Below are 24614 nucleotides of genomic sequence, written 5' to 3'. Positions count from 1 at the left end.
CCACGGGGGCGCGGTGATCCGCGTCCGGCTGCATCCGCTCAGCGCATTCCGGTCGAAAGCGGGTCATGAAGCTGCGAAACGAACTCCCCGTCGACCATCACCTCGCGACCGTCTACCGCTACGGTGCGGCCTTCTGCGGGCTCGTCCTGCTCGTCTTCGCCGGCCTCGGCTTCGCGGACGCCCTCAGCTCCTTCGACACCTCGGGCGACACGATCGCGGGCATGACCACCAACGTGGCCCTCAGCGTCATCTCCACGGTGGTCGGGCTCGCGCTGCTCGTCGGCGCCGCCGTCGGCGGCAACTTTGCCTCCACCCTCAACATGGTGGTGGGCGGACTCTTCGTCCTCAGCGGGCTCGCCCACATCTTCATCCTGGACACCTCCGCCAACGTCCTCGACTTCGGCATGACCAACGTGATCTTCAGCTTCGTCATGGGGCTGCTCATCGCGACGTTCGGCATGTACGGCCGGGTCTCCAGCAAGCTCTCGCACGACAACCCGTACTGGCGCCGACGGCACGCGGAACAGGTGGTCCGGGCGCGGGCCGCCATGATCCAGGCGGCGGAACCGCACGCGCTTCCCCGGAAGCAGGCCCGCCCTCTGCCGTCGGACGGGGGCGAGGGGCCCGACGACGTCCGCCGGGCGATCGGGTGACGCCGTGCGACGACGTGTGCCGGGCGGCCCCGAACGGGCGCTGCGCCGCCGGCCGGGGTGGGAGACGCCGTCCGGGGCCCGTACGACAATGGGCACCATGAAGCTGACGAAGCAGGGGCACGCATCCGTACGACTGGAACGTGAAGGCCGCACCCTCGTCATCGACCCGGGAGGCTTCAGCGAACCGGACGCGGCGGTGGGCGCCGAGGCCGTCCTCGTCACCCACGAGCATCCGGACCACTTCGACGAACAGCGGCTGCGCGCCGCGCTGGAGGCCAACCCGGCCGCCGAGATCTGGACGCTGCGCAGCGTCGCGGAGCAGCTCTCGGCGGCGTTCCCCGGGCGGGTGCACACGGTCGGGCACGGGGACGCCTTCGAGGCCGCGGGCTTCGCGGTCGAAGTGCACGGGGAACTGCACGCCGTCATCCACCCGGATCTCCCGCGCATCACCAACGTCGGCTTCCTCGTGGACGGGGCCGAGGGCGCCGTCTTCCACCCCGGCGACGCACTGACCGTCCCCGGGCGTGCCGTCGAGACCCTGCTCCTGCCGCTGCAGGCGCCGTGGAGCAAGCTCTCGGAGGTCGTCGACTACGTGCGTGAGGTGGCACCGCGCCGGGCCTACGACGTGCACGACGGGCTGCTCGCGGATCCGGGCTTCCAGGTGTACGGGCGCATGCTGGGCCCCGCGGGCCCCGGCATCGGCGACACCGAGCACGTCCGGCTGGCTCCCGGGCAGTCCGCTCGCGTGTGAGCGCTGTCGGTGCCGCCCGGTAGGTTGGGCACCATGGCTACGCGCATCGCCACCTGGAACATCAACGGGATCAACCCCCGCATCGAGCGGCTCACGGCCTGGCTGGAGGCCACCGGGCCGGACGTGCTGTGCCTGCAGGAGCTCAAGTGCACGGCCGAGCAGTTCCCCGCCGAGACGCTGCGGGAGCTCGGCTACGAGGCGGCCGTGCACGCGGACGGCCGGTGGAACGGCGTGGCCGTCCTCTCCCGGGTCGGCGTCGAGGAGCCGGTCACGGGGCTGGCCGGCGGGCCCGAGTTCGAGGGCAAGCAGGAGCCGCGCGCCGTGTCCGCCGTGTGCGCGGGCGTGCGGGTGTGGTCCGTTTACGTGCCCAACGGCCGCGAGGTCTCCCACCCGCACTACGCCTACAAGCTGCGGTGGCTGGAGGCGCTCCACGCGGTCGCCGGGCAGGAGGCGGGCGGCGAGCGGCCGTTCGCCATTCTGGGAGACTTCAACATCGCCCCCACCGACGAGGACGTGTGGGACATCACCCAGTTCGAGGGGGCGACGCACGTGACCGAGGCCGAGCGGGCCGCCCTCGCGGCCCTGCGGTCGGCCGGGCTCGACGACGTCTACCCGCGGCCGCTCAAGTACGACGTGCCGTTCACGTACTGGGACTACCGCCAGCTCTGCTTCCCCAAGAACCGGGGGATGCGGATCGACCTCGTCTACGGCAACGCGCCCTTCCGCGCGGCGGTCAAGGACGCCTACGTGGACCGCGAGGCCCGCAAGGGCAAGGGCCCCTCCGACCACGCCCCGGTCGTGGTGGACCTGGAGTTGGGCGCCGGGTAGGTCCCGCGGTCCGCGTGCCGCTGGTGTGACACAGCGGGCGAGTGGGACCCTTGGCCCATGAACATCTCCTTCCTGGACAACTGGCGCAAGCGACACGGTCCGGCGCGCGGTGTGGCGGTGTTCGGCTCCCCCGAACCCGACCCCGAGGGGATCGCGGGGCTGCTCGCCGAGGCGGAACTGCTGCGCGGGCAGGCGGCCCAGCACGGGGTGCGGCTGGACGACAGCCCGGCGTCACTGGAGGCGCTCGACCAGCTGCTGCCGCGGTGGCGCGACGACCCGGAGACGATGAGCTGGCTGGGCAACGACGCGGGGCTGTACCTGGGCACGGTGCTCGTGCGCACGGTCCCCGGCGCGTGCTGGCAGGTGTGGCCCAACGGCCACCCGGTCGTACGGCTCGCCTCGGGGCGCGAGGTCGACGTCGTCGCCGTCGGCCACGACTGGGCCAGCGCCGGGACGCCCGAGCTGTCGCAGAGCTACGCCGAGGCGGCCGAGTCCTGAGCGTCGCCCTGCGGAGCGGGGGCGGGCGTCCGGGCCGCGCGCGTGACGTCGCCGACCAGCTCCACGACGTCCGGCCCGTACGCGGCGTCGTTGACGACCTTGAGCAGCAGGCAGAACGTGCCGTCGGCGCCGTGCTTGCGGGCCAGGCGCAGGTGGTGCCGGACCAGGTACCGGGCGGCCGCCTGGTTCGCGACGGCCGTCTGGCCGCAGAACAGGAACACCGGCCGCTGCCCGGACTCGGCCGTCAGCCGGGCCAGCAGGACGTGTGCCGTGCGGCCCTTCTCCCAGCCGTACCGCTCTCCGCCGACGGTGATCACGCCGTGGTCCGGCTCGCCGAACTCCACCGTGTTGACGTGCACTCCGGGCAGCAGGACCGAAAGGTGCGCCTCCATGCGGGGGTTGGACACGGGCCCGCCGATGCAGAACTCCGCCCGCTCGCCGAAACCCTGCCGCGCGTCGTCGGCGGGGAGCACCTGGACGCCCGCCCGGCAGTCCTTGATCAGTGAGGACAGCTCCAGCAGGGCGAGCGCGTCGGCGCGGGCCACGGCACCCGCCTTCCCGGCGTCCCGGTTGACGACCAGTGCGCATTCGGCGTTGTCCGGAAGCCCGAGGAAGCGCTGTCTGCGCCGCAGCGTCCGGCGCCACAGGAAGGTGCGGAAGAACCAGCCGAGCGCCGCGCCGATTCCGGTGGCGGCCAGGCCCAGTACGAGGTCGCGCAGGGAGTCGTCCATGGGGAGTGAGCTTAGGCCGTTCGGGTGAGGCCGGACCCCTCCGCGTCCCCACCGCGCGGCCACCGCCGTCCCGTCCCGAGCCCGTGGCTGCCGCCAGGAGCGGCCCCTGTCCGCGCCGCGTGGTTGTATGGGCACATGATCGACGACGTGCTGACAGCCGGAGTAGAGGCGGCCATCCGCAAGGCCGCCGCAGAGGAGATCATGCCGCGCTGGCGGCAGCTCGCCGACCACGAGATCACCCAGAAAGCGGGCCCGCACGACCTGGTGACCATCGCCGACCGGCGGGCCGAGGCCCATCTGGCCGAAGCCCTGCCGCCGTTGCTGCCCGGCTCGGCTTTCGTCGGCGAGGAGGGCGTGCACGCGGACGCCGCCTCGCTGGACGCGCTGCGCGGTGACGCCCCCGTGTGGATCGTCGACCCGGTCGACGGCACCCGGCAGTTCGTCCGCGGAGAGGACGGCTTCTGCACCCTCGTCGCCCTCGCCCACCGCGGTGAGTTGCTGGCCTCGTGGACGTACGCGCCCGCGCGGGACCAGTTGGCCGTCGCCCGGCGTGGGGCCGGGGCCACGCTCGGCGGCCACAGGCTGGAGGCCGGTTCGCCGCGGCCCGGTGCCGACCTGCGGGTGGCCACGGACCACCCCGACTTCGTCGACGGGGAGCGTCGGCGCTCCCTGCTCGGCCTGCGCACCGACGGCATCCAGGCGCGCCCCTGCGGATCGGCCGGGCTGGAGTATCTGAACGTGGCCACGGGCCGGTTGGACGCCATCGCCTTCACCTGGGAGAACGCCTGGGACCACGCCGCCGGGCTGCTGCTCGTGGAGGAGGCGGGCGGCGCACAGGCCACCCTCGCCGGGGAGCCCTTCGCGGTGGCCGGGGGCAACGCCCTGCCGTTCGCGGCGGCTCGGGACGAGGAGACGCTGCGGCGTATCCTCTCCTTGCTGGCAGGCCCGCGCGCGGGAGACTGACCACCTCGAGGGTGAGGGAGAGCCGACGTGCCGTCCATGCGTGACGCCGTGGTGGTGGGGGCGGGGCCCAACGGGCTGACCGCCGCCGTGGAACTGGCCCGCAGGGGGCACTCGGTCGAGGTCTTCGAGGCGGCCTCCGCCGTGGGCGGCGGTGCCCGCACGGAAGAGCTGACACTCCCCGGCTTCCGGCACGACCCCTGCTCGGCCGTACATCCCATGGGCGCGGGCTCCCCTGCCTTTTTGGACATGCCGCTGGCGCGGCACGGCCTCACGTGGCTGCACCCCGGCATCGCCCTCGCGCACCCCTTCCCCGACGGCACGGCCGCCACCCTGACGGGGTCGGTGGGGGAGACGGCGATGTCCTTCGGGCCCCGGGACGCCGGTGTCTACCGGAGGCTCATGGCACCGTTCGTGGGCCGCTGGGACAGCCTGGCGGGGGACTTCCTGCGGGTCCCGTGGGACGGGCCACCACGCGATCCGGTCACCCTCGCCCGCTTCGGGGTGCTCGGCCTCCAGCCCGTCGCGTGGCTGACGCGGCGCTTCCACGACGAGGGGGCCAAGGCGCTGCTCTCCGGGCTCGCCGCCCACGTCATGGCGCCGCTCGGCACCATCGCCACGGCCGGGGTCGCCCTGGTCTTCGCGCTCGCCGCGCACGAACACGGCTGGCCGATCGCCCGCGGCGGCTCCCAGGCCATCTCCGGCGCCCTGGCCGGCCATCTGCGCGAGCTGGGCGGCGTCGTGCACACGGACTTCGAGGTCCGGCGGCTGGACGAGCTGCCGCCCGCGCGGGCGTACCTGTTCGACACCTCGCCCACCGCCCTCGCCCGCATCGCTGGGCTGGGCCGCGCCTTCGAGCACTTCCGCTACGGGGCCGCGGCCTTCAAGGTCGACTACGCGTTGGACGGGCCGGTGCCGTGGACGGCCCCACAGGCCCGCCGCGCCGGGACGGTCCATCTCGGGCCCTACCGCCGCGACATCGGCGCTGCCCTGCGGGCGCCCGTCCAGGGCCGGGCGCCAAAGGAGCCGTTCCTCATCGTGTCCCAGCCCACCGCCGTCGACCCGACCCGGGCGCCGGAGGGCAAGCACGTGCTGTGGGTCTACGGTCATGTGCCGCACGGCTGGGACGGCGACCTCACCGGGGCGATGGAGCGGCAGATCGAGCGCTTCGCCCCCGGCTTCCGCGACCTGGTGCTGGCCCGTGCCGTGTCCGGCCCGGCCGAACTGGCCGCCCGCAACGCCAACTACGTGGGCGGCGACATCGCCTGCGGGGCTTTCACCGGGCTTCAGACGCTGCTGCGCCCCCGGCTCGCCAAGGTGCCCTACGCGACACCGCACCCGGCCGTCTTCCTGTGCTCCTCGGCCACCTGGCCGGGCCCGGGCGTACACGGCATGTCCGGCCACAACGCGGCCAGGGCCGTCTGGCGCCGTCTGCGCGCCCGGTAGGCCGGAGCCCGGCAGGCACGGCGCCGGGCGGCGGGCCGCCGACGCGGCCCTCAGGGCTCCGTCTCGTGCTCGATGTACCCCTCTCCGGTGTCGGAGTCCGCGGAGATCCGGTCCGCCGCGCGGCGCAGCCGCGGGTGCCGGGGCCGGGTCTGCTCGCCGACGGCCTCGCCGACCATGGCCCGCAGGGCGTCCCGCAGCCCGTGCAGGGGGTGGTGCCGTGCCGGTCCTGCTCCGGGGTCGGCGTACAGCTCGCGCAGCAGGGCCCAGCACATGACCATCAGCACGACGGCGAACGGCAGGGCCACCAGGATCGTGCCCGACTTGAGCGACTCCAGGCCGCCGGCGACCAGCAGCACCGCGGCCACGGAGGCCATGAGCACTCCCCAGGTGACGACGAGCCAGTTCCGCGGGTGCAGGGCGCCCCGGCTGGTGAGCGAACCCATGACCAGCGAGGCGGAGTCGGCGCTGGTCACGAAGTACGTCATCACGAGCAGCATCGCGACGACCGAGGTGATGGTGCCCAGCGGCAGGGCCTCCAGCAGGGTGAAGAGCGAGGCCTCCACCCCCTCCTCCAGCGGCGCGGACAGGTCCTTCTCGCCGGTGGAGTCCAGCCGCAGCGCACTGCCCCCCATGACGGAGAACCAGGCGATGCTGGCGCCGGAGGGCACGAGCAGAACGCCGACGAGGAACTCCCGCACCGTGCGGCCGTGGGAGATGCGGGCCAGGAAGGTGCCGACGAACGGCGCCCAGGACATCCACCAGGCCCAGTAGAAGATCGTCCAGGCGCCGAGCCAGCTCTCGTTGCCGAAGGCCCCGGTGCGCGAGGAGGTGACGAGCAGCTCCTGCAGATACGGGCCCACCCCGGCCGGGATCGCGTTCAGCACGTAGACGGTCGGGCCGACGACGAAGATGAACAGCATCAGCAGCCCCGCCATGACGATGTTGATGCTGCTGAGCCACTTGATGCCCTTGTGCAGGCCGGTGAACGCGGAGACCACGAACGCGGCGCCGAGCACGGCGATGACGGTCAGCTCCAGGCCCCGGGTGTCCTCGACGCCGGTGGTGATGTTCAGCCCCTTGGCGACCTGGAGAGCCCCGAGGCCCAGGCTCGTCGCCGTGCCGAAGACGGTGGCGAACACGGCGAGCAGGTCGATCCCGCGGCCCAGCGGCCCCTCGGCCCGGTGCTTGCCGATGAGCGGGACGAAGACGGAGCTGATCCGGTTGCCCCGGCCCTTGCGGAAGGTCGCGTAGCCGAGCGCCAGCCCGGTCACGCCGTAGATCGCCCACGGGTGCAGCGCCCAGTGGAAGTACGAGTACTCCAGCGCCGTCCGCTCGGCCTCCCCGCTGCGCGGCTGGATGTCGCCGAACGGCGGCGGGTCGAAGTAGTGGATGAGCGGTTCGCCGACCCCGTAGAACATCAGCCCGATGCCCATTCCGGCGCTGAACATCATGGCGATCCACGCCAGGTTCGTGAACTCCGGCTCGTCCTCGTCCCGGCCCAGTCGGATGCGGCCGTAGCGGCTCAGGGCGATGTAGACGCACAGCGCCAGGAACACGTTGGCGCTGATCATGAACAGCCAGCCGAAGTTCCTGAGCACCCACTCCAGAGACGTGGACGTCACGGAGGAGAAGGAGTCCTCGCCCAGCCAGGCCCAGACGACGACGCACAGGATCGCGACGACGCCGATGGTCACCACGCTCGTGTCCGGGGTCGGATCCTTGTGCGGCGGACCCATGTGGGTGTCCTGCGGAGGTGGCGAGGGTGGCGTCGTGTCCGTGCTCATAGCGTCTCAATACCAGAGCTATGGACCGTTTTGTCCGCCTGGCACGCCGTGTGCGATGGCCGCCGCCGCATCGTGCCCGATAGGGTCGTTCCTGGCGCGACTGCCCGTTCGAAAGCAAGGGACGACCCACATGAGCCAACCAGGGCGCGTGCTGATCGCCGCAGACAAGTTCAAGGGATCGCTGACGGCCGTCGAGGTCGCCGAGCACGTGACGGCCGGTCTGCGGCGTGCCCGGCCGGGGCTGGACGTCGAGGCCCTCCCGGTGGCGGACGGCGGCGACGGCACCGTCGCCGCGGCCGTCGCCGGTGGCTTCGAGCGCCGGGAGGCCACCGTCACCGGCCCGCTCGGCACCCCCGTCACCGCCGCCTACGCCCTGCGCGGCGGCACGGCGATCGTGGAGATGGCCGAGGCCTCCGGGCTGCAGCTGCTGCCCGCGGGCGTCTTCGCGCCGCTCACGGCGACCACCTACGGCAGCGGTGAACTGCTGCTCGCCGCGATCGAGGCCGGGGCCACCTCGGTCGTGTTCGGCGTCGGCGGCTCCGCCACCACGGACGGCGGTGCCGGCATGCTCGCCGCGCTCGGCGCCCGTTTCCTCGACGCCGACGGGGAGCCGCTGGCCCCCGGCGGCGGCCCCCTGCGCGAGCTGGCAGAGGCGGACCTGAGCGGCCTCGACCCCCGGCTGAAGGACGTCGACATCGTGCTCGCCAGCGATGTGAACAACCCGCTCACCGGGCCCACGGGCGCTCCGGCCGTCTACGGTCCGCAGAAGGGCGCCTCAGAGGAGGACGTCGCCACCCTGGACGCCGCCCTCGCCCACTACGCCGGCGTGCTGGAGACGGCCATCGGCCCGCGGGCCGCCGAGTGCGCCGCGGCACCGGGCGCCGGAGCGGCCGGCGGCATCGGCTACGGCGCCCTGGTGGGGCTGGACGCCACCTTCCGCCCCGGGATCGAGATCCTGCTCGACGTGCTGGGCTTCGCCCCCGCGCTGGAGCGCGCGGACCTCGTCATCACCGGTGAGGGCTCCATGGACGCCCAGACGCTGCACGGCAAGGCCCCCGCGGGCGTGGCGGACGCGGCCCGGGCCGCGGGCAAGCCGGTGGTGGCCGTCTGCGGTCGGCTCGCGATCGACGAGGCGGCGGTGCGGGAGGCCGGCATCCGGGCCGTCTACCCGCTGACCGCCATCGAGCCGGACACCGCGCGGTGTATCGCGAACGCCGGCCCGCTGCTGGAGCGCGTCGCGGAGCAGCTCGCCGCCGAGCACCTGTAGGGGAGCCCCGCCCCGGGCCCCGCGTTCGGGAGGTCTGCGCCCGGGGCGCGGAGCTGCGAGCGCGGCCCGGGCCACAACGCGCAGGTGCCCGCGCCCCCAGGGGGCGCGGGCACCTGCACGTCGCGGTCGGCTCAGGGGCGGGCGCCGAGCCCCGCCCTCGCCTCGCGGCGGTTGTAACGGAAGGTGTTCACCCGCCGGGCGGTCGCGAACAGCGGGATGACCGCGCCCAGGACGAGCTGCAGCGCACAGCCCGTCTGGAGCAGCAGCTCGCCGCCGGGGGAGTCCAGCGCCCAGGCGGCCAGCATGCCCATCGCGAGGACGATCCAGCTCAGCATCCCCACGGCCAGCTTGCCGCGCGGCTTCGGGTACTCCACGCGGCTCACCATGAGCCAGGCGGTGCCGATGATCGCGAGGAGCGTGGGCACGAAGGGCAGCTCCAGAAGCACGATGGAGACCACCGTCAGGGCGCCGAACGGGGACGGCATGCCCTGGAAGATGCCGTCACGCAGGGTGACGCAGGAGAACCGGGCCAGGCGCAGCACCACCGCCAGCAGCACCACGATCGCGGCGAGTGCCGACACGTGCTGGTGTGCGTCACTGGCGACCATGCCCCAGACCAGGACGAAGTACGCCGGGGCCAGCCCGAAGCTGATCAGGTCGGAGAGGTTGTCCAGCTCGGCGCCCATCGCCGAAGCGCGCAGCTTGCGCGCCACGATGCCGTCGAAGAGGTCGAAGATCGACGCCATCAGCATGAGCATCACGGCTGTAGCGGCGCTCGAGCGCGCCATGCCACCGTCGCCGTTGCCGGTCAGATGCGGGATGAGGACGCCGGTCGTGGTGAAGTACACGGCCATGAAGCCGCAGGTGGCGTTGCCCAGCGTGAGGGTGTCCGCGATGGACAGCCTGGTGGACAGCGGCATCTCGTCGGCCTCGTCCTCGTCCAGGCCCCAGCCGGCCGGGGCGCTCATGGCGTCCTGGTCAGTCGCGGTCAAGGCGTGTCACCCCCGCGGTCGTGGTCTGGCCCACCTCGACGGCCGCCTCGACGCCCTCGGGCAGGTAGACGTCGACCCGCGAGCCGAAGCGGATCAGCCCGATCCGCTCACCCTGCTCGACCTTGGTGCCCTCGGGCACGTAGGGAACGATGCGCCGCGCCACCGTGCCGGCGATCTGCACCATCTCCAGGTCGCCGAGCTCGGTGTCGAAGTGCCACACCACCCGCTCGTTGTGCTCGCTCTCCTTGTTGAACGCCGGGACGAAGCCGCCGGGGACGTGCTCGACCGAGGTCACGGTGCCGGCCACCGGGGCGCGGTTCACGTGGACGTTCAGCGGGCTCATGAAGATCGCCACGCGTGTCCGGCCGTCCTGCCACGGCATGATGCTCTGCACCACGCCGTCGGCCGGGGAGATGATCCGCCCCTGGGCGATGTCCCGCTCCGGGTCCCGGAAGAACCACAGCATGCCGGCGGCGAGCGCGGTGGCCGGTACGGCCACGGCCCGGGCCTTGCCGGAGCGTCCGGCCCCGGCGAGGCTGACGGCGGCCGTGGCCACCGTCGGGAGGAGCCATGGCGACGCTCCGCGTGCGATGCGGACACGGCCACGGGAAGAAGAGGGTGAGCGGTGGGGCATGGATGACCTTCGTAGCGGGAGGGCGCCGCGCAGATACGGTGGACCACGGCTGTTGTTCGCATGGTATCGGCATGTGACGGCAACTGGGAAAGCCGGAGTTGCGGGGGAAACGCGAAACCCCGGCCCGGGCGTGTGACCTCCCTCACGGAGGAAACCGCCCAAGCCGGGGCCAGACGTGACTCAGCCCTGGAGCCGGTACTCCTCCAGGAGGCGGCGCCCGACGATCATTTTCTGGATCTCCGCCGTACCTTCACCGATCAGGAGCATCGGGGCCTCGCGGTAGAGGCGCTCGATCTCGTACTCCTTGGAGAAGCCGTAGCCGCCGTGGATGCGGAACGCGTCCTCGACGACCTCCTTGCAGTACTCCGAGGCCAGGTACTTGGCCATGCCCGCCTCCAGGTCGTTGCGCTGCCCGGAGTCCTTCTTGCGGGCGGCGCCGACCATCAGGGCGTGCGCGGCCTCCACCTTCGTGGCCATCTCGGCCAGTTTGAACTGGATGGCCTGGTGCTGGGCGATCGGTTTGCCGAAGGTGCTGCGCTGCTGGGCGTAGTCGATGCCCAACTCGAAGGCGCGCTGGGCCACTCCGCAGCCGCGCGCGGCCACGTTCACGCGGCCGACCTCGACGCCGTCCATCATGTGGTAGAAACCGCGGCCGGTTTCTCCGCCCAGCACGCGGTTGGCCGGAACCCGCAGTCCGTCCATGATGAGTTCGGTCGTGTCGACGCCCTTGTAACCCATCTTGTCGATCTTGCCGGGGATGGTGAGCCCCGGCTTGACCTCGCCGAACCCGGGCTCCTTCTCCACCAGGAACGTCGTCATCGACTTGTGCGGGGCGGTGCCCTCGGGGTGGCCCTCGTCGGTGCGGCACAGCACCGCCACGAGCGAGGACGAACCGCCGTTGGTCAGCCACATCTTCTGGCCGGTCAGCACGTAGTCGTCGCCGTCCCGCACGCCCTTGGAGGAGATGGCCGAGACATCGGAGCCGAGCGCGGGCTCGGACATGGAGAAGGCGCCGCGGATGTCGCCGGCGGCCATCTTCGGCAGGTAGTAGTCCTTCTGCTCCTGCGTGCCGTGCTGCTTGAGCATGTAGGCCACGATGAAGTGCGTGTTGATGATGCCCGACACGCTCATCCAGCCGCGGGCGATCTCCTCCACGCACAGGGCGTAGGTCAGCAGCGACTCACCGAGGCCGCCGTACTCCTCGGGGATCATCAGCCCGAAGACGCCCAGCTCCTTGAGACCCTCGACGATCTCGGTGGGGTACTCGTCCTTGTGCTCCAGCTCGGTCGCGACCGGGATGATCTCCTTGTCCACGAAACCGCGGACGGTGGAGACGATCTCCTGCTGGATGTCCGTCAGACCCTCGGTCTGCGCGAGGCGCCCCATGTCACTGACCGCCCTTCGCGCGCTCGACGAGCTCCGGGCGGCCCGGCTGCTCACCGCCCCGCTTCTCGATGTACTCGGCGGTGGGCACCATGACCTTGCGGCGGAAGACGCACACGAGCGTGCCGTCCTGCTTGTAGCCCTTGGTCTCCACGTGGACGATGCCGCGGTCGGACTTCGACTTCGAGGGCGTCTTGTCCAGGACCGTCGTCTCGCCGTAGATGGTGTCCCCGTGGAAGGTCGGGGCCACGTGCTTGAGCGACTCGATCTCCAGGTTGGCGATGGCCTTGCCGGAGACGTCCGGCACCGACATGCCGAGCAGCAGCGAGTAGACGTAGTTGCCCACCACGACGTTCTTGCCGAAGTCCGTCGTCTTCTCGGCGTAGTTGACGTCCATGTGCAGCGGGTGGTGGTTCATGGTCAGGAGACAGAACAGGTGGTCGTCGTACTCCGTGACCGTCTTTCCCGGCCAGTGCTTGTAGACGGCACCGACCTCGAACTCCTCGTAGGTACGGCCGAACTGCATCGCTTACGCCTCCGGTGCCTCGAACTTGCTGGTACGGGTCATGCCGGCGGCCCGGCCCTTGCCCGCGATGACGAGCGCCATCTTGCGGCTGGCCTCGTCGATCATCTCGTCGCCGAGCATGGCCGAGCCCTTCTTCCCGCCCGCCTCGGAGGTGTAGTACTCGTAGGCGTCGAGGATCAGCTCGGCGTGGTCGTAGTCCTCCTGGGAGGGCGAGTAGATCTCGTTGGCCGCCTCGACCTGACCCGGGTGCAGCACCCACTTGCCGTCGAAGCCCAGCGCCGCCGAGCGCCCGGCCACCTCGCGGTAGCCGTCGATGTTCTTGATCTGCAGGTAGGGGCCGTCGATGGCCTGCAGGTCGTGGTGGCGGGCGGCCATCAGGATCCGCATGAGGATGTAGTGGTAGGCGTCGGCCGGGTAGCCCGGCGGCTGCTCGCCCACGACCAGCGACTTCATGTTGATCGAGGCCATGAAGTCGGCGGGCCCGAAGATGATGGTCTCCAGCCGCTCCGATGCGGCGGCGATCTCGTCGACGTTCACCAGACCCTTGGCGTTCTCGATCTGCGCCTCGATGCCGATCTTGCCGACCTCGAAGCCCATCGTCTTCTCGATCTGGGTCAGCAGCAGGTCCAGCGCCTTCACCTGGGTGGCGTCCTGCACCTTCGGCAGCATGATGCAGTCGAGGTTGGGGCCCGCGCCCTCGACGACGGTCACCACGTCCCGGTAGGTCCAGTGCGTCCTCCAGTCGTTGACGCGCACGACGCGGGTCTTGCCGCTCCAGTCGCCGTTGTTCAGGACGTCGACGATGTTGTGCCGGGCACCCTCCTTGGCGAGCGGCGCACAGGCGTCCTCCAGGTCCAGGAACACCTGGTCAGCCGGGAGGCCCTGCGCCTTCTCCAGGAAGCGCGGGTTGCTGCCCGGCACCGCCAGGCAGGACCGGCGCGGACGCAGACGGTTGACGGGGGTGCTCATGCGGGGACCTCCAGGGGGTCGAGCTGGTTCGCGATGCGGATCTCGTCGACGATACGGCCGATGATCTCCGTGATGCCGAAGTCCTTCGGCGTGAAGACGGCCGCCACACCGGCGGACCGCAGGGCGGTGGCGTCGGCGGAGGGGATGATGCCACCGACGATGACCGGCATGTCGCCCGCGCCCGCCCGGCGCAGCCGGTCCAGGACGTCGGGCACCAGCTCGGCGTGCGAGCCGGAGAGGATGGACAGGCCCACGCAGTGCACGTCCTCGGCGACGGCCGCCGAGACGATCTGCTCCGGCGTGAGTCGGATGCCCTGGTAGACGACCTCGAAACCGGCGTCGCGGGCGCGCACGGCGATCTGCTCGGCCCCGTTGGAGTGGCCGTCCAGACCCGGCTTGCCGACCAGCAGCCGCAGTCGTCCGCTGCCCAGCTCCCGGGCCGTCACGTCCACCTTGTGGCGCACCTCGGCCAGCGTGGAGCCCTCCTCGGCGCTGACGGCGACCGGGGCGCTGCTCACGCCCGTCGGCGCGCGGAACTCGCCGAAGACGTCCCGCAGCGCCCAGGCCCACTCACCCGTCGTCACGCCCGCGCGGGCGCACTCGACGGTGGCCGGCATCAGGTTCACGTCCCCGGCGGCGGCCTTCTTCAGCGCCGCCAGCGCCTCCTGGGCACGCGGCTCGTCCCGGCCGTCCCGCCAGGCGCCCAGCGCCTCGATGACCCGGGCCTCGTTCGCCGGGTCGACGGTCATGATCGCGGTGTCGAGGTCGGCCGTCAGCGGGCTCGGCTCGGTGGCCTCGTAGCAGTTGACACCGACGATCTTCTCCTCGCCCGACTCGATCCGCGCCCGCCGCTCCGCGTGTGAGGAGACGAGCTGCGACTTGAGGTAGCCGGACTCGACGGCGGCCATCGCACCGCCCATGTCCTGGATGCGGTCGATCTCCGTCAGGCACTCCTCGACCAGGCCGTCGACCTTGGCCTCGATCACGTGCGAGCCGGCGAAGATGTCGTCGTACTCCAGCAGGTCGCTCTCCAGGGCGAGCACCTGCTGGATGCGCAGCGACCACTGCTGGTCCCAGGGCCGGGGCAGGCCCAGCGCCTCGTTCCAGGCCGGAAGCTGCACGGCACGGGCCCGCGCGTCCTTCGACAGCGTCACGGCCAGCATCTCCAGGACGATGCGCTGGACGTTGTTCTCCGGCTGCGCCTCGGTCAGCCCGAGCGAGTTGACCTGCACCCCGTAGCGGAAGCGGCGCTGCTTGGGGTTCTCGATGCCGTACCGCTCAAGGGTGATCTTGTCCCAGATGCGGGTGAAGGCCCGCATCTTGCACATCTCCTCGACGAACCGCACGCCCGCGTTGACGAAGAAGGAGATGCGGGCCACCACGTCGCCCATCCGCTCCGGCGGCACCTGGCCGGAGTCGCGCACGGCGTCCAGGACGGCGATCGCCGTGGACATCGCGTACGCGATCTCCTGCACCGGCGTGGCCCCGGCCTCCTGCAGGTGGTAGCTGCAGATGTTGATCGGGTTCCACTTGGGGATGTTCGCCACCGTGTAGGTGATCATGTCGGTGGTCAGCCGCAGGGAGGGCCCCGGCGGGAAGACGTGCGTCCCGCGCGAGAGGTACTCCTTGACGATGTCGTTCTGCGTCGTCCCCTGGAGCCTGCCGATGTCGGCGCCCTGCTCCTCCGCGACCACCTGGTAGAGCGCCAGCAGCCACATGGCGGTGGCGTTGATGGTCATCGAGGTGTTCATCTGCTCCAGGGGGATGTCCTGGAACAGCCTCCGCATGTCGCCCACGTGCGCGACGGGCACCCCGACCCGGCCGACCTCGCCGCGGGCCAGGACGTGGTCCGGGTCGTATCCGGTCTGCGTCGGCAGATCGAAGGCGACCGAGAGCCCCGTCTGGCCCTTGGCGAGGTTGCGCCGGTACAGCTCGTTCGACGCCTCCGCGGTGGAGTGCCCGGCGTAGGTGCGCATCAGCCAGGGGCGGTCGCGCTGGGGGCGCGCGCTGGTGTTCTGACGCTCAGTCATGGTGGTGGCGTCTCTTCTCAGACGTTCCGGAAGCGGTTGATGGCGTCGATGTGCTTCGCCCGCGTCTCGGGGTCGCTGACGCCCATGCCCTCCTCGGGGGCCAGGCACAGCACGCCGACCTTGCCCTGGTGGAGGTTCTTGTGGACGTCGAAGGCCGCCTGCCCGGTGTCCTCCAGGGAGTACGTCTTGGAGAGCGTCGGGTGGATCTTGCCCTTGGCGATGAGCCGGTTGGCCTCCCACGCCTCGCGGTAGTTGGCGAAGTGCGAGCCGACGATCCGCTTGAGGGACATCCACAGGTAGCGGTTGTCGTACTGGTGCATGTAGCCCGAGGTCGAGGCACAGGTGGTGATGGTGCCGCCCTTGCGGGTGACGTAGACGGACGCGCCGAAGGTCTCGCGGCCGGGGTGCTCGAAGACGATGTCGATGTCCTCGCCGCCGGTGAGCTCACGGATGCGCTTGCCGAAGCGCTTCCACTCGCGCGGGTCCTGGGTGTTCTCGTCCTTCCAGAACTTGTAGCCCTCGGCCTTGCGGTCGATGATCGCCTCGGCGCCCATCTTGCGGCAGATCTCCGCCTTGTCCTCGCTGGAGACGACGCAGATCGGGTTGGCGCCACCGGCCAGCGCGAACTGGGTGGCGTAGGAGCCGAGACCGCCGCTGGCGCCCCAGATCAGGACGTTGTCGCCCTGCTTCATCCCGGCGCCGTTCTGCGAGACGAGCTGGCGGTAGGCGGTGGAGTTGACCAGGCCCGGGGCCGCGGCCTCCTCCCAGCTCAGGTGGCTCGGCTTCGGCATGAGCTGGTTGGACTTGACGAGGGCGATCTCCGCGAGGCCGCCGAAGTTCGTCTCGAAGCCCCAGATGCGCTGCTCCGGGTCGAGCATCGTGTCGTTGTGGCCGTCGGCCGACTCCAGCTCGACGGACAGGCAGTGCGCGACGACCTCGTCACCCGGGGTCCAGGCGTTGACGCCCGGGCCGGTGCGCAGGACGACGCCCGCGAGGTCGGAGCCGATGACGTGGTACGGGAGGTCGTGGCGCTTCGTCAGCGGGGAGAGACGGCCGTAGCGCTCCAGGAAGCCGAACGTGGAGACCGGCTCGAAGATCGAGGTCCACACCGAGTTGTAGTTGACCGAGCTGGCCATGACCGCGACGAGGGCCTCGCCGGGGCCCAGCTCCGGCACGGGCACCTCGTCGAGGTGCAGCGACTTGCGCGGGTCCTTGTCCCGGCTGTCGAGGCCGTGGAACATCTCCTGCTCGTCCTTGTGCACGGTGATCGCGCGGTAGGACTCGGGCAGTTCCAGGGCGGCGAAGTCTTCGGCGGTGCTGTCCGGCGAGACGATCGCGTCGAGGATGGGGTTGGTCACGGTATGCCTCCGGCGAAGCGTGTGGTGCGAGAACGCGAGGGGGACGCCGTCGGTGCAGCGTTGTGCCTGGTGACGCAGGCGGTTCCGGCACGCGGATCGGGTGTGGCCGCGGGGACAGTGCCGGTGTGCCGCCCACCGTATGACACGCAGTGCCACCCCGCAAGACACCCCGTGCCATTTCTTTTCGGTGCCCCCTGTCGGCTCCGCCGCGGGGCTCTCCCAGTCCCGCCCCTCCCCGAGCCCCTCCCCGAAACCGGGGCCCGACCCCGGGTCCCGCGAGCCCCGGCCGCGCATCCGCTCTGGCGGAGGACTGCCGCGGCCCCGCAGCCGTCAGCCGGAGCGTCGGTTGCGGGCCGCCCCGCATGCCCTCGCCCTGGCCGTCGGCGGCCAGGGCGAGGGCTGGGGTCGGGAGCGCGGCCCCGGTTTCGGGGACGGGCGGGACCGGGGCACACTCGGCGGCGGAGGCAGGCAGACGGCCCCGGACGGGCCGCCGGGGGCGCCGGTGAGCTCCGCGTCCGGCGGGCTCGGCGGGGCTCCCGACGCCGGGCCCCGGGCTACTCCGGGCGGAGGGCGGCCTCGATCGTCCGCATGATCTCCGCCAGCGGCGCATCCGTCCGCGCCACGGTGACCAGCACGTCCCCGGAGGACGTGGCGCTGGCCGCCGCGGACTCGGCTTCGCGCGCCGGCTGGCCCGTGGCCCGGCTCGCGCCGAACCCGGTGCCGAACGTCTCCCGGACGATGGCGAACGCCCGGTCGAGCTGCGCCTCGACATCGCCCTGCGCGCCCGAGCGCAGCCAGCGCCGCAGGACGTGGTTGTGCGCGGTGACGACGGCCGAGGCGGCGACCTCCGCCAGCAGCGGGTCGTCGTCGCCGTCGTGGTGCGCGGCCTCGTCGAAGTGGCCGAGCAGATAGCGGGTGAACAGCCGCTCGTAGCGGGCCACGGAGGCGATCTCGCGCTCCCGCAGCGCGGGTACCTCCCGGGTCAGCTTGTAGCGCTCCACGCTGCCGGCGGGGGAGGCCGCGTACATGCGCATGACCTCCTTGATGCCGCGGCACACCGTGTCGAGGGGGTTCTCGTGCGGCGGTGCGGCGTCCAGGACGGCGCGGGCACGCTCCAGGGTGTCGTCGTGGTCCGGGAAGATCGCCTCTTCCTTGGAGCGGAAGTGGCGGAAGAAGGTGCGCCGGGCCACTCCGGCCGCGGCGGCGATCTCGTCGACGGTGGTCTCCGCGTACCCCTTGGTGGCGAAGAGTTCCATCGCGGCAGCAGCCAGCTCCCGGCGCATCTTGAGGCGCTGGGACGAAGCGGAGCTTCGTGTGGTCGTTCGAACGGTCTTGGCAGGCTGCGACATGTGGGGAACGTTACACGGGCCGCTGTTCGGGTGCGGCGGGCCGCCGGATCCAGGGTCCAGCAGCCCGCCCCATCCGTTCGGAACGTTCACCGACGGGCGTACTCGCGGAAGCCGCGGCCGGACTTGCGGCCCAGGCAGCCGGCGGCCACCAGGTGCTCCAGGAGCGGGGCCGGGGCGAGCCCGGGCTCGCGGAACTCGCGGTGCAGGACCTGCTCGATGGCCAGTGAGACGTCGAGGCCGACGACGTCGAGGAGCTCGAACGGGCCCATCGGGTAGCCGCCGCCGAGCTTCATCGCGGCGTCGATGTCCTCCAGGGAGGCGTAGTGCTCCTCCAGCATCTTCACCGCGTTGTTCAGGTACGGGAAGAGGAGGGCGTTGACGATGAACCCGGCGCGGTCGCCGCAGTCCACGGGGTGCTTGCGGACGCGGGAGGTGACCTCGCGGACGGTGGCGTGGACGTCGTCGTCGGTCAGGACGGTGCGGACGACCTCGACGAGCTTCATCGCCGGGGCCGGGTTGAAGAAGTGCATGCCGATGACGTCCTGCGGGCGGCTGGTGGCGCGGGCGCAGGCGACGACGGGCAGGGAGGAGGTCGTGGTGGCGAGGATGGCGCCGGGCTTGCAGACGCGGTCCAGGGTGGCGAACAGCTCCTGCTTGATGCCCAGGTCCTCGGCGACGGCCTCGACGGCCAGGTCCACGTCGGCCAGCGCGTCCGGGGTGCCGGCCGGGGTGACGCGGGCGACGGTCGCGTCCCGGTCCTCCTGGCTCATCCGCCCCTTCTTCACCGAGCGGTCCAGGGAGGAGGCGATGCGGGCGGTGGCCTTCTCCGCCTTCTCCTGGCTGCGGGCGATCAGGACGACCTCGTAGCCGGCCTTGGCGAAGACCTCGGCGATGCCGCTGGCCATGGTGCCCGAGCCCGCGACGCCGACCTTCTCCACCGCGCGGGCGGTGCCGCGCTGGGCTCCGGCGTCGGGGGTGAGGGCGTCGGGCACGACCGTGGCGCTGCCCGGGGCGTCGTAGGTGTAGAAGCCGCGCCCGGCCTTGCGCCCGGTGAGCCCGGCCCGGCTGAGCTGGCCGAGGATGGGCGCCGGGGCGTGCAGCCGGTCACGGGACTCGGCGTACATGGCCTCCAGGACGGTGCGGGCGGTGTCGACACCGATGAGGTCGAGCAGCTCCAGCGGCCCCATCGGCAGCCCGCAGCCGAGCTTCATCGCGGCGTCGATGTCCTCGCGGGTCGCGTACTGCGACTCGTACATGGCGGCGGCCTGGTTGAGGTAGCCGAACAGCAGGCCGTCGGCGACGAAGCCGGGGCGGTCGCCGACCCTGATCGGCTCCTTGCCCAGCTCCTGTGCGAGCCGGGTCACCGCGTCGACGGCCTCCGGCGAGGTCAGGACGGAGGAGACGACCTCGACGAGCTTCATCGCCGGGGCGGGGTTGAAGAAGTGCAGACCCAGGACGCGTTCGGGGTGGGCGGAGTCCGCGGCGAGGCGGGTGACGGACAGCGCGTTCGTGCCGGTGGCGAGGACGGCGGACGGCTTCACCACCTCGTCGAGCCCTCGGAAGACCGCGTGCTTGAGCTCGTAGTCCTCGGGAACGACCTCGATGACGAGGTCGGCCTCGGCCGCGGCCCGCAGTTCGGTGAACGTGCGGAAGCGGGCCAGGACGTCCTGCCGCTCCTGCTCGGTGATGCGCTCGCGCGCCACGGCGCGGGCCGTGGACGCCTCCAGCGTGGCCACGGCCTGGCGTGCGGCCTCGTCGCTGGTGTCGATGCCGATGACCTCCCGGCCCGCGCGGGCCAGGACTTCGGCGATTCCGGTGCCCATCGTGCCGAGGCCGACGACGGCGACTGTGCTCAGGAAGGGACGGTCCATCACGGGACTCCAGGGGTGACGACGAGAAGGAGGGTGTTGGCCGCCACGGAACGCCCGGCGCGGGTGAGGGCCGGTGGGGCCGCCCGGAAGAGGCGCGCACGGTGTGGGCGTGGCGGAACGAAGGAGTCGGCACGGCCCTGTCCCGGGGCCGGAGCCGCACTGCGTACCGGGGTACGGATGCTGAACCGACTGACACTCTCGGCGGCTGCGTCACCAGACCGCCTGAGCGGTATTCCCGCTCTGATGAGCAGGCTAACCGGCGAGTAACCAGAACGCCAGAGGGCGTGGCGCGCGATCCTGTGTGGTGCGTGACACGTGCCGGACACCCCCGCGACACACGCCGGGGCGCCCGGTGCGCGACGTGGGAGAGCGGCGAGACGAGACCGGGCGCGGAGCCGGGGAGAGGGCGGGGACGTGGAGGAGACGCTGCGGGCCATCGCGGACCGCGTGACGGCGGAGGCCGACCGGCCGGAGCGGGACCGGCTGCTGGGGCTGGCCGCCGCGCTGTCGTCGGCGGACGGCAGGGGAGAGGCGGAGGCCGGACGGGGGGACGTCGCCGCACGGGACGCGCTCGCGGCGGTCCTGGCGGAGACCGGACGGCCGCTGTGGCAACAGGAGATGGCCGCCTGCGCCCTGGCCGGCGCCCGCGACCCCCGGGCCTTCGAGACGCTGGTCTTCCTGCTGAACCACCGGGACCCGCAGCGGTGTGCGGCGGCGGCCGAGGGCCTGTTCCGGCTCGGCGACCCGCGTACCGCCCGCGCCGCCGCCGCGCTGGCCGGGAACGAGCTGCGGACCGCGTACGCCGTTCATCCCGTGCGGCTGCTGGCGCGGTTGCGGGCGCCGGAGTCCGTTCCGACGCTGGCGGCGGTGCTGCGCAGACTGCTGGCCGGGCCGGAGCGGCACTGGCCGGTGGCGCGGGCGTGCGTGGAGGGGCTGGCCGCCCTCGGCGATCCGGTCGCCCGCCCCCTGCTGACCGCGGCGCTGGACCATCCGCCCCTGCGCCCGGCGGCCGCGGAGGCGCTGCGCGCGCTGTAGCCGCGCCGTCCCGTCCGCCGCCGGGGACGGACGGGACGGCGCGGCTACAGCGGTGGGCGACGGCGAGTCCGGTACCGGTGCGGCGTACGAGGAACGCCCGGGGCCACGGGCGAGGGCGATGCCGACGGGCAGGGCGAGGCCGGGACCGCCGAGCGGGGCGGGACCGGCTCGGCGGAGGGGGTGTTGACGCGCCGGCGGCCGCCCTGCCCACCGCCACCCGGCGCTGTGAGCCGGGCCGGCACCCGCGGCCTCAGAGCCGCTGGTACATGATGTGGAGGTCGACGAAGCCCTGCTCCGGATGCTCGAAGCCGCCCGGCAGCGTCGCGATGATCTCGAAGCCGAGCGCCTGCCACAGGGCCACGGCCCGGGTGTTCGTGGAGACGACGGCGTTGAACTGCATGGCGCGGAAGCCCGCCGAGCGGGCCCACTCCAGCGAGTGCGCGCCGAGGGCGCGGCCCACCCCGCGGCCGTGGTGGGCCGGGTCCACCATGTAGCTGCCGTTGGCGACGTGCGAACCGCCGCCGCCCTGGTTGCGGGCCACCTTCGAGGTGCCCAGCACCTTGCCGTCCTCGTCCACGGCGACGAACGCCCGGCCGGGCTCCGGCACGAGCCAGAGCTCCCGGCACGCCTCCTGCGTCAGATCCCGGTCGTAGGAGTAGGTGTCGCCCGCCTCGACGATGCCGCGCATGAAGGCCCACATGGCGGGCCAGTCCTCTTCGGTCGCTTCCCTGATCAGCACGGCGTCAGCATGCCCCCGCGGCCTCGGCCGTGCCAACCGGGTTTCCGACGGGGCGCGGCTTTGCCGGAGACGTCAGGCCCGGGCTGCGGTGTCCAGCGCGACGCGGGCGACGAGCGCCGGGTCGTCGTTCATCGGGACGTGGCCGCAGCGGGGCAGCCGCACCAGCCGCGCGTCGGGAAGAGCCCGCTTGGCCCGCACGCCCTGCCGGGGCAGCAGCAGCCGGTCCCGGTCGCCCCAGGCCACGGTGACCGGAACATCGGTGATGTCGCCGGTGAAGCGGGCCTCGGGAGAGCGGCCCGCCGCGAGGGTGTCGGCGTAGCCCACGGCGCCCCGCAGGGCCGCCACCTCGGCGCGGACGGCCTCCGGCGCACGGCGGCCCGGGCGGTGGTAGATGGGGCCGACGAGTGCCGCCCGCCCGGCGACGGTGTCCGCCAGGCGCCGCACCAGGCCCTCGGGCATGCTCGCGGCGCCCAGCCGGAGCGCCTTCAGCACCCCGAAGGCCCAGCGTCGCTCGGGCTCGTTCCAGAAGCCGGCCGGGGAGAGGGCCGTCACCGAGCGGGCGTGGCCGTGCAGCCCGAGCTCCAGCGCCAGCAGCCCGCCGAGCGAGTTGCCGACGACGTGCGGCCGGTCCATGCCCAGCGCGCGGGCAGTCTGCGCCAGGACCGGCACCATCGTGGCGACGCCGTACGGGTGACCGGGGGGAAGGCCCTGCGAGGCGCCGAAGCCCGGCAGGTCGATGGCGGTGACCTCGTACGAGGCGGCGAGGGCGTCGAACACCGGCTCCCAGGCCTGCCAGTGGTGGCCGATGCCGTGCAGCAGGAGCATGGGCTCGCCGCTGCCGCGCCGCTCGTAGACGACGTCGAAAGCGGCCCCGGGCTCCGGGCTGACCCGGATCACCGAACCCGGTGACGACTGCGGCGTGGCGCTGGGGGCGACGGTCATGAGGGCTCCTCTGGGGTACCCCGGCCGACAACCGGGGGAGGCTCGGTGGGAGTGCGAGTAGACACGATGTCAGCAATCCCCGGCGGAGCGGAAGGGGTTACCGACTAGTCGGTAACTTCTTGTCGTGGCGCCTCGCGCGGAACGCCCGGGCGGGGTGCGGGCCGTCGCGCCCAGGCGTCCGCCCGCCGCCGCGCGTGGTGGTGGGCGTCAGATCAGGGTGAGCTGGACGCCGTCCTCGGACGGGTGGGCGTGCTCCGGCGCGGGTTGCCCGGCCGGGGGCAGCCGCCGGGCGGCCCCCGGCCGGGAGGGTCCGATCCCGTACTCCGCGGCCAGTTCGTGAACCTGGCCGGTGATCCGGCGTTGGTACCACTTCGGCGCGTAGGCCCCGTCCGCGTACAGCCCCTCGTAGGAGCGCACCAGGCGCGGGTGGTGACGCTGGAGCCAGGTCATGAACCACTCGCGGGCGCCCGGGCGCAGGTGCAGGGTGAGCGGCGTGACCGACGTCGCTCCTGCGGCGGCGATCGCCCGCACGGTGTCGCGCAGCTGGGCCGGTGAGTCCCCGAGGAAGGGGATGACCGGGGCCATGAGGACGCCGACCCCGATGCCGTGCTGGCTGAGGGTGCGCACCACGTCCAGTCTGCGTTCGGGGGCCGGGGTGCCCGGCTCGACCGTCCGCCACAGCTCCTCGTCGGTGAATCCGACCGAGACGGCCACCCCGACCTCCGTCACCGCCGCGGCGGAGCGCAGCAGGTCCAGGTCGCGCAGGATCAGGGTGCCCTTGGTGAGGATCGAGAACGGGTTGGCGCAGTCCCGCAGGGCCGTCAGAATGCCCGGCATCAGCCGGTAGCGCCCCTCCGCCCGCTGGTAGCAGTCGACGTTGGTGCCCATCGCGATGTGCTCGCCGCGCCACCTGGCCGAGGCCAGCTCGCGCCGCAGCAGCTCCGGCGCGTTGGTCTTGACCACGATCTGGGAGTCGAACCCGTGCCCGGTGTCGAGGTCCAGATAGCTGTGCGTCCTGCGGGCGAAGCAGTAGACGCAGGCGTGGGTGCAGCCCCGGTAGGGGTTCACTGTCCAGTCGAACGGCATCCGGGAGGCGCCCGGCACCCGGTTGACGATCGAACGGGCGCGCACCTCGTGGAACGTGATTCCGCGGAACTCGGGGGTGTCGAACGTCCGGGTGACGACCGTGTCCGTGCCGAACAGGGCGGCCGGGCCGTCCTCACCCAGGTGATCCCAGCGCATGGCTGCCTCCTCGTCTCGCCCCCGGTTCGAGAATAGAACACCTGTTCCCATCCGTCCTGTCAACCGCGATTTGGCGCCCCCGCCGCGCGGTGATGGGATGGTCACGGCGGCAGCAGCCGCCCCCACGCGACAAGCAGCAGGAGGAGTCATGGCTCAGGTAGAGGTCGGCAGGGAGCGCGAGATCGCCGCGGACCCGAACGCCGTCTTCGCGGCCCTCGCCGACTACGCGGGCACCCGGGAGCGGATCCTCACCGACCACTTCAGCGAGTACGAGGTGCGCGAAGGCGGCACGGGCAAGGGCACGGTCGTGCACTGGAGGCTCCAGGCCACCAGCAAGCGGGTGCGCGACTGCCTCCTGGACGTCGACGAGCCCACCGAGGGCCGCCTCGTCGAGCGGGACCGCAACTCCTCCATGGTCACCACCTGGACCGTCACGCCCGGCTCGGCCGAGGGTGCCAGCCGCGTCACGGTGGAGACGACCTGGCAGGGCGCCGGCGGCGTCGGCGGCTTCTTCGAGCGGACCTTCGCCCCGAAGGGGCTGGGCCGCATCTACGACGACATGCTCGCCCGGCTCGACTCCGTGGTGAGCTGATCCCGCGCCGCCCCATCTCCCGCGCGAGGGCTCG

At 72.2% G+C, this 24614-nt stretch carries 23 protein-coding genes; 9 read left to right on the top strand and 14 right to left on the bottom strand.

Annotated elements, in window-relative coordinates:
- Positions 1–65 precede the first annotated feature (65 nt).
- The 4 genes from HPT28_RS03140 (at position 66) to HPT28_RS03125 (ending at position 2730) form a co-directional block, all read left to right on the top strand.
- Positions 66–653, top strand: coding sequence for a DUF4383 domain-containing protein (locus tag HPT28_RS03140; RefSeq protein WP_219088956.1), 588 nt, complete (start codon positions 66–68; stop codon positions 651–653).
- 97 nt (positions 654–750) lie between these two features.
- The gene (locus HPT28_RS03135) at positions 751–1404 is read left to right on the top strand and encodes an MBL fold metallo-hydrolase (protein ID WP_219088954.1); all 654 of its coding nucleotides are present in this window, start codon (positions 751–753) and stop codon (positions 1402–1404) included.
- 33 nt (positions 1405–1437) lie between these two features.
- Entirely contained in the window at positions 1438–2232 is a 795-nt protein-coding gene (locus HPT28_RS03130; RefSeq protein ID WP_219088952.1) for an exodeoxyribonuclease III, read from the top strand.
- Positions 2233–2289: 57 nt separating this feature from the next.
- The gene (locus HPT28_RS03125) at positions 2290–2730 is read left to right on the top strand and encodes a DUF6278 family protein (RefSeq protein ID WP_219088950.1); all 441 of its coding nucleotides are present in this window, start codon (positions 2290–2292) and stop codon (positions 2728–2730) included.
- Here the strand turns inward: HPT28_RS03125 and HPT28_RS03120 are convergent.
- Complete coding sequence (locus tag HPT28_RS03120; protein WP_219088949.1) at positions 2706–3461, bottom strand: hypothetical protein; 756 nt, start codon at positions 3459–3461, stop codon at positions 2706–2708. The genes HPT28_RS03125 and HPT28_RS03120 overlap by 25 nt on opposite strands.
- Before the next feature lie 135 nt (positions 3462–3596).
- Between HPT28_RS03120 and HPT28_RS03115 the strand changes: the two genes are divergently transcribed.
- Complete coding sequence (locus tag HPT28_RS03115) at positions 3597–4424, top strand: inositol monophosphatase family protein (protein WP_219088947.1); 828 nt, start codon at positions 3597–3599, stop codon at positions 4422–4424.
- A 27-nt stretch (positions 4425–4451) separates the two neighbouring features.
- On the top strand, positions 4452–5867 hold the full coding sequence (locus HPT28_RS03110) for an NAD(P)/FAD-dependent oxidoreductase (protein ID WP_219088945.1): 1416 nt from the start codon (positions 4452–4454) through the stop codon (positions 5865–5867).
- 50 nt (positions 5868–5917) lie between these two features.
- Here the strand turns inward: HPT28_RS03110 and HPT28_RS03105 are convergent, their stop codons facing one another.
- On the bottom strand, positions 5918–7651 hold the full coding sequence (locus HPT28_RS03105; RefSeq protein ID WP_219088943.1) for a BCCT family transporter: 1734 nt from the start codon (positions 7649–7651) through the stop codon (positions 5918–5920).
- 130 nt (positions 7652–7781) lie between these two features.
- On the opposite strand from HPT28_RS03105, the gene HPT28_RS03100 reads away from it, so the two are divergent.
- Positions 7782–8918: a glycerate kinase gene (locus tag HPT28_RS03100; RefSeq protein WP_219088941.1), complete on the top strand. Its 1137-nt coding sequence runs from the start codon at positions 7782–7784 to the stop codon at positions 8916–8918.
- Between the two features lie 131 nt (positions 8919–9049).
- Here HPT28_RS03100 and pssA read toward each other — a convergent pair whose 3' ends face one another.
- The 9 genes from pssA to HPT28_RS03055 form a co-directional block, all read right to left on the bottom strand.
- A complete protein-coding gene (pssA, locus tag HPT28_RS03095; RefSeq protein WP_219089104.1) occupies positions 9050–9886 on the bottom strand; it encodes a CDP-diacylglycerol--serine O-phosphatidyltransferase in 837 nt (278 codons plus the stop codon).
- Positions 9887–9896: 10 nt separating this feature from the next.
- Positions 9897–10544, bottom strand: coding sequence for a phosphatidylserine decarboxylase (locus HPT28_RS03090; protein ID WP_219088939.1), 648 nt, complete (start codon positions 10542–10544; stop codon positions 9897–9899).
- Between the two features lie 180 nt (positions 10545–10724).
- A complete protein-coding gene (locus tag HPT28_RS03085; RefSeq protein WP_219088937.1) occupies positions 10725–11930 on the bottom strand; it encodes an acyl-CoA dehydrogenase family protein in 1206 nt (401 codons plus the stop codon).
- A 1-nt stretch (position 11931) separates the two neighbouring features.
- Positions 11932–12453: a MaoC family dehydratase gene (locus HPT28_RS03080; protein WP_219088936.1), complete on the bottom strand. Its 522-nt coding sequence runs from the start codon at positions 12451–12453 to the stop codon at positions 11932–11934.
- A 3-nt stretch (positions 12454–12456) separates the two neighbouring features.
- Positions 12457–13422, bottom strand: a complete 966-nt coding sequence (locus tag HPT28_RS03075) for a CoA ester lyase (protein ID WP_219088934.1) — start codon at positions 13420–13422, stop codon at positions 12457–12459.
- Positions 13419–15452 carry a protein meaA gene (locus tag HPT28_RS03070; RefSeq protein WP_219088932.1) on the bottom strand — a complete coding sequence of 678 codons (2034 nt, stop codon included), beginning with the start codon at positions 15450–15452 and terminating at the stop codon, positions 13419–13421. The genes HPT28_RS03075 and HPT28_RS03070 overlap by 4 nt, the downstream gene beginning before the upstream one ends.
- Positions 15453–15469: 17 nt before the next feature.
- Positions 15470–16810 (bottom strand): crotonyl-CoA carboxylase/reductase, encoded by a 1341-nt coding sequence (ccrA, locus tag HPT28_RS03065; protein ID WP_219088930.1) that lies wholly within the window; start codon positions 16808–16810, stop codon positions 15470–15472.
- A gap of 554 nt (positions 16811–17364) precedes the next feature.
- Positions 17365–18159 carry a TetR family transcriptional regulator gene (locus HPT28_RS03060; protein ID WP_219088928.1) on the bottom strand — a complete coding sequence of 265 codons (795 nt, stop codon included), beginning with the start codon at positions 18157–18159 and terminating at the stop codon, positions 17365–17367.
- Positions 18160–18245: 86 nt separating this feature from the next.
- Complete coding sequence (locus tag HPT28_RS03055) at positions 18246–20030, bottom strand: 3-hydroxyacyl-CoA dehydrogenase family protein (protein WP_219088927.1); 1785 nt, start codon at positions 20028–20030, stop codon at positions 18246–18248.
- 414 nt (positions 20031–20444) lie between these two features.
- On the opposite strand from HPT28_RS03055, the gene HPT28_RS03050 reads away from it, so the two are divergent.
- A complete protein-coding gene (locus HPT28_RS03050; RefSeq protein ID WP_219088925.1) occupies positions 20445–21065 on the top strand; it encodes a HEAT repeat domain-containing protein in 621 nt (206 codons plus the stop codon).
- 250 nt (positions 21066–21315) lie between these two features.
- Here HPT28_RS03050 and HPT28_RS03045 read toward each other — a convergent pair whose 3' ends face one another.
- The 3 genes from HPT28_RS03045 to HPT28_RS03035 all read right to left on the bottom strand — a co-directional run bounded on the left by HPT28_RS03045 (position 21316) and on the right by HPT28_RS03035 (position 23988).
- Positions 21316–21804 (bottom strand): GNAT family N-acetyltransferase, encoded by a 489-nt coding sequence (locus HPT28_RS03045; protein WP_219088923.1) that lies wholly within the window; start codon positions 21802–21804, stop codon positions 21316–21318.
- Between the two features lie 72 nt (positions 21805–21876).
- Complete coding sequence (locus HPT28_RS03040) at positions 21877–22746, bottom strand: alpha/beta fold hydrolase (RefSeq protein ID WP_219088921.1); 870 nt, start codon at positions 22744–22746, stop codon at positions 21877–21879.
- 207 nt (positions 22747–22953) lie between these two features.
- Positions 22954–23988 carry an Rv2578c family radical SAM protein gene (locus tag HPT28_RS03035; RefSeq protein WP_219088919.1) on the bottom strand — a complete coding sequence of 345 codons (1035 nt, stop codon included), beginning with the start codon at positions 23986–23988 and terminating at the stop codon, positions 22954–22956.
- A 148-nt stretch (positions 23989–24136) separates the two neighbouring features.
- On the opposite strand from HPT28_RS03035, the gene HPT28_RS03030 reads away from it, so the two are divergent.
- Positions 24137–24580 (top strand): SRPBCC family protein, encoded by a 444-nt coding sequence (locus HPT28_RS03030; protein ID WP_219088917.1) that lies wholly within the window; start codon positions 24137–24139, stop codon positions 24578–24580.
- Positions 24581–24614: the final 34 nt, after the last annotated feature.

It is taken from the genome of Streptomyces sp. JJ38, from assembly GCF_019303475.1.
GTDB lineage: Bacteria > Actinomycetota > Actinomycetes > Streptomycetales > Streptomycetaceae > Streptomyces.
The sequence above is the reverse complement of the archived record's forward strand: the minus strand, read 5'-3'. Positions and strand labels throughout refer to the sequence as shown.

What these genes read in the sequence shown, in the direction of transcription:
- HPT28_RS03090 (WP_219088939.1), bottom strand. Translation starts at nt 10,544, where the DNA reads ATGCCCCACCGCTCACCCTCTTCTTCCCGTGGCCGTGTCCGCATCGCA.
- HPT28_RS03135 (WP_219088954.1), top strand. Translation starts at nt 751, where the DNA reads ATGAAGCTGACGAAGCAGGGGCACGCATCCGTACGACTGGAACGTGAA.
- HPT28_RS03120 (WP_219088949.1), bottom strand. Translation starts at nt 3,461, where the DNA reads ATGGACGACTCCCTGCGCGACCTCGTACTGGGCCTGGCCGCCACCGGA.
- pssA (WP_219089104.1), bottom strand. Translation starts at nt 9,886, where the DNA reads ATGAGCGCCCCGGCCGGCTGGGGCCTGGACGAGGACGAGGCCGACGAG.
- HPT28_RS03100 (WP_219088941.1), top strand. Translation starts at nt 7,782, where the DNA reads ATGAGCCAACCAGGGCGCGTGCTGATCGCCGCAGACAAGTTCAAGGGA.
- HPT28_RS03085 (WP_219088937.1), bottom strand. Translation starts at nt 11,930, where the DNA reads ATGGGGCGCCTCGCGCAGACCGAGGGTCTGACGGACATCCAGCAGGAG.
- HPT28_RS03115 (WP_219088947.1), top strand. Translation starts at nt 3,597, where the DNA reads ATGATCGACGACGTGCTGACAGCCGGAGTAGAGGCGGCCATCCGCAAG.
- HPT28_RS03140 (WP_219088956.1), top strand. Translation starts at nt 66, where the DNA reads ATGAAGCTGCGAAACGAACTCCCCGTCGACCATCACCTCGCGACCGTC.
- HPT28_RS03105 (WP_219088943.1), bottom strand. Translation starts at nt 7,651, where the DNA reads ATGAGCACGGACACGACGCCACCCTCGCCACCTCCGCAGGACACCCAC.
- HPT28_RS03080 (WP_219088936.1), bottom strand. Translation starts at nt 12,453, where the DNA reads ATGCAGTTCGGCCGTACCTACGAGGAGTTCGAGGTCGGTGCCGTCTAC.
- HPT28_RS03070 (WP_219088932.1), bottom strand. Translation starts at nt 15,452, where the DNA reads ATGACTGAGCGTCAGAACACCAGCGCGCGCCCCCAGCGCGACCGCCCC.
- HPT28_RS03075 (WP_219088934.1), bottom strand. Translation starts at nt 13,422, where the DNA reads ATGAGCACCCCCGTCAACCGTCTGCGTCCGCGCCGGTCCTGCCTGGCG.
- HPT28_RS03055 (WP_219088927.1), bottom strand. Translation starts at nt 20,030, where the DNA reads ATGGACCGTCCCTTCCTGAGCACAGTCGCCGTCGTCGGCCTCGGCACG.
- HPT28_RS03130 (WP_219088952.1), top strand. Translation starts at nt 1,438, where the DNA reads ATGGCTACGCGCATCGCCACCTGGAACATCAACGGGATCAACCCCCGC.
- HPT28_RS03035 (WP_219088919.1), bottom strand. Translation starts at nt 23,988, where the DNA reads ATGCGCTGGGATCACCTGGGTGAGGACGGCCCGGCCGCCCTGTTCGGC.
- HPT28_RS03060 (WP_219088928.1), bottom strand. Translation starts at nt 18,159, where the DNA reads ATGTCGCAGCCTGCCAAGACCGTTCGAACGACCACACGAAGCTCCGCT.
- HPT28_RS03040 (WP_219088921.1), bottom strand. Translation starts at nt 22,746, where the DNA reads ATGACCGTCGCCCCCAGCGCCACGCCGCAGTCGTCACCGGGTTCGGTG.
- HPT28_RS03030 (WP_219088917.1), top strand. Translation starts at nt 24,137, where the DNA reads ATGGCTCAGGTAGAGGTCGGCAGGGAGCGCGAGATCGCCGCGGACCCG.
- HPT28_RS03125 (WP_219088950.1), top strand. Translation starts at nt 2,290, where the DNA reads ATGAACATCTCCTTCCTGGACAACTGGCGCAAGCGACACGGTCCGGCG.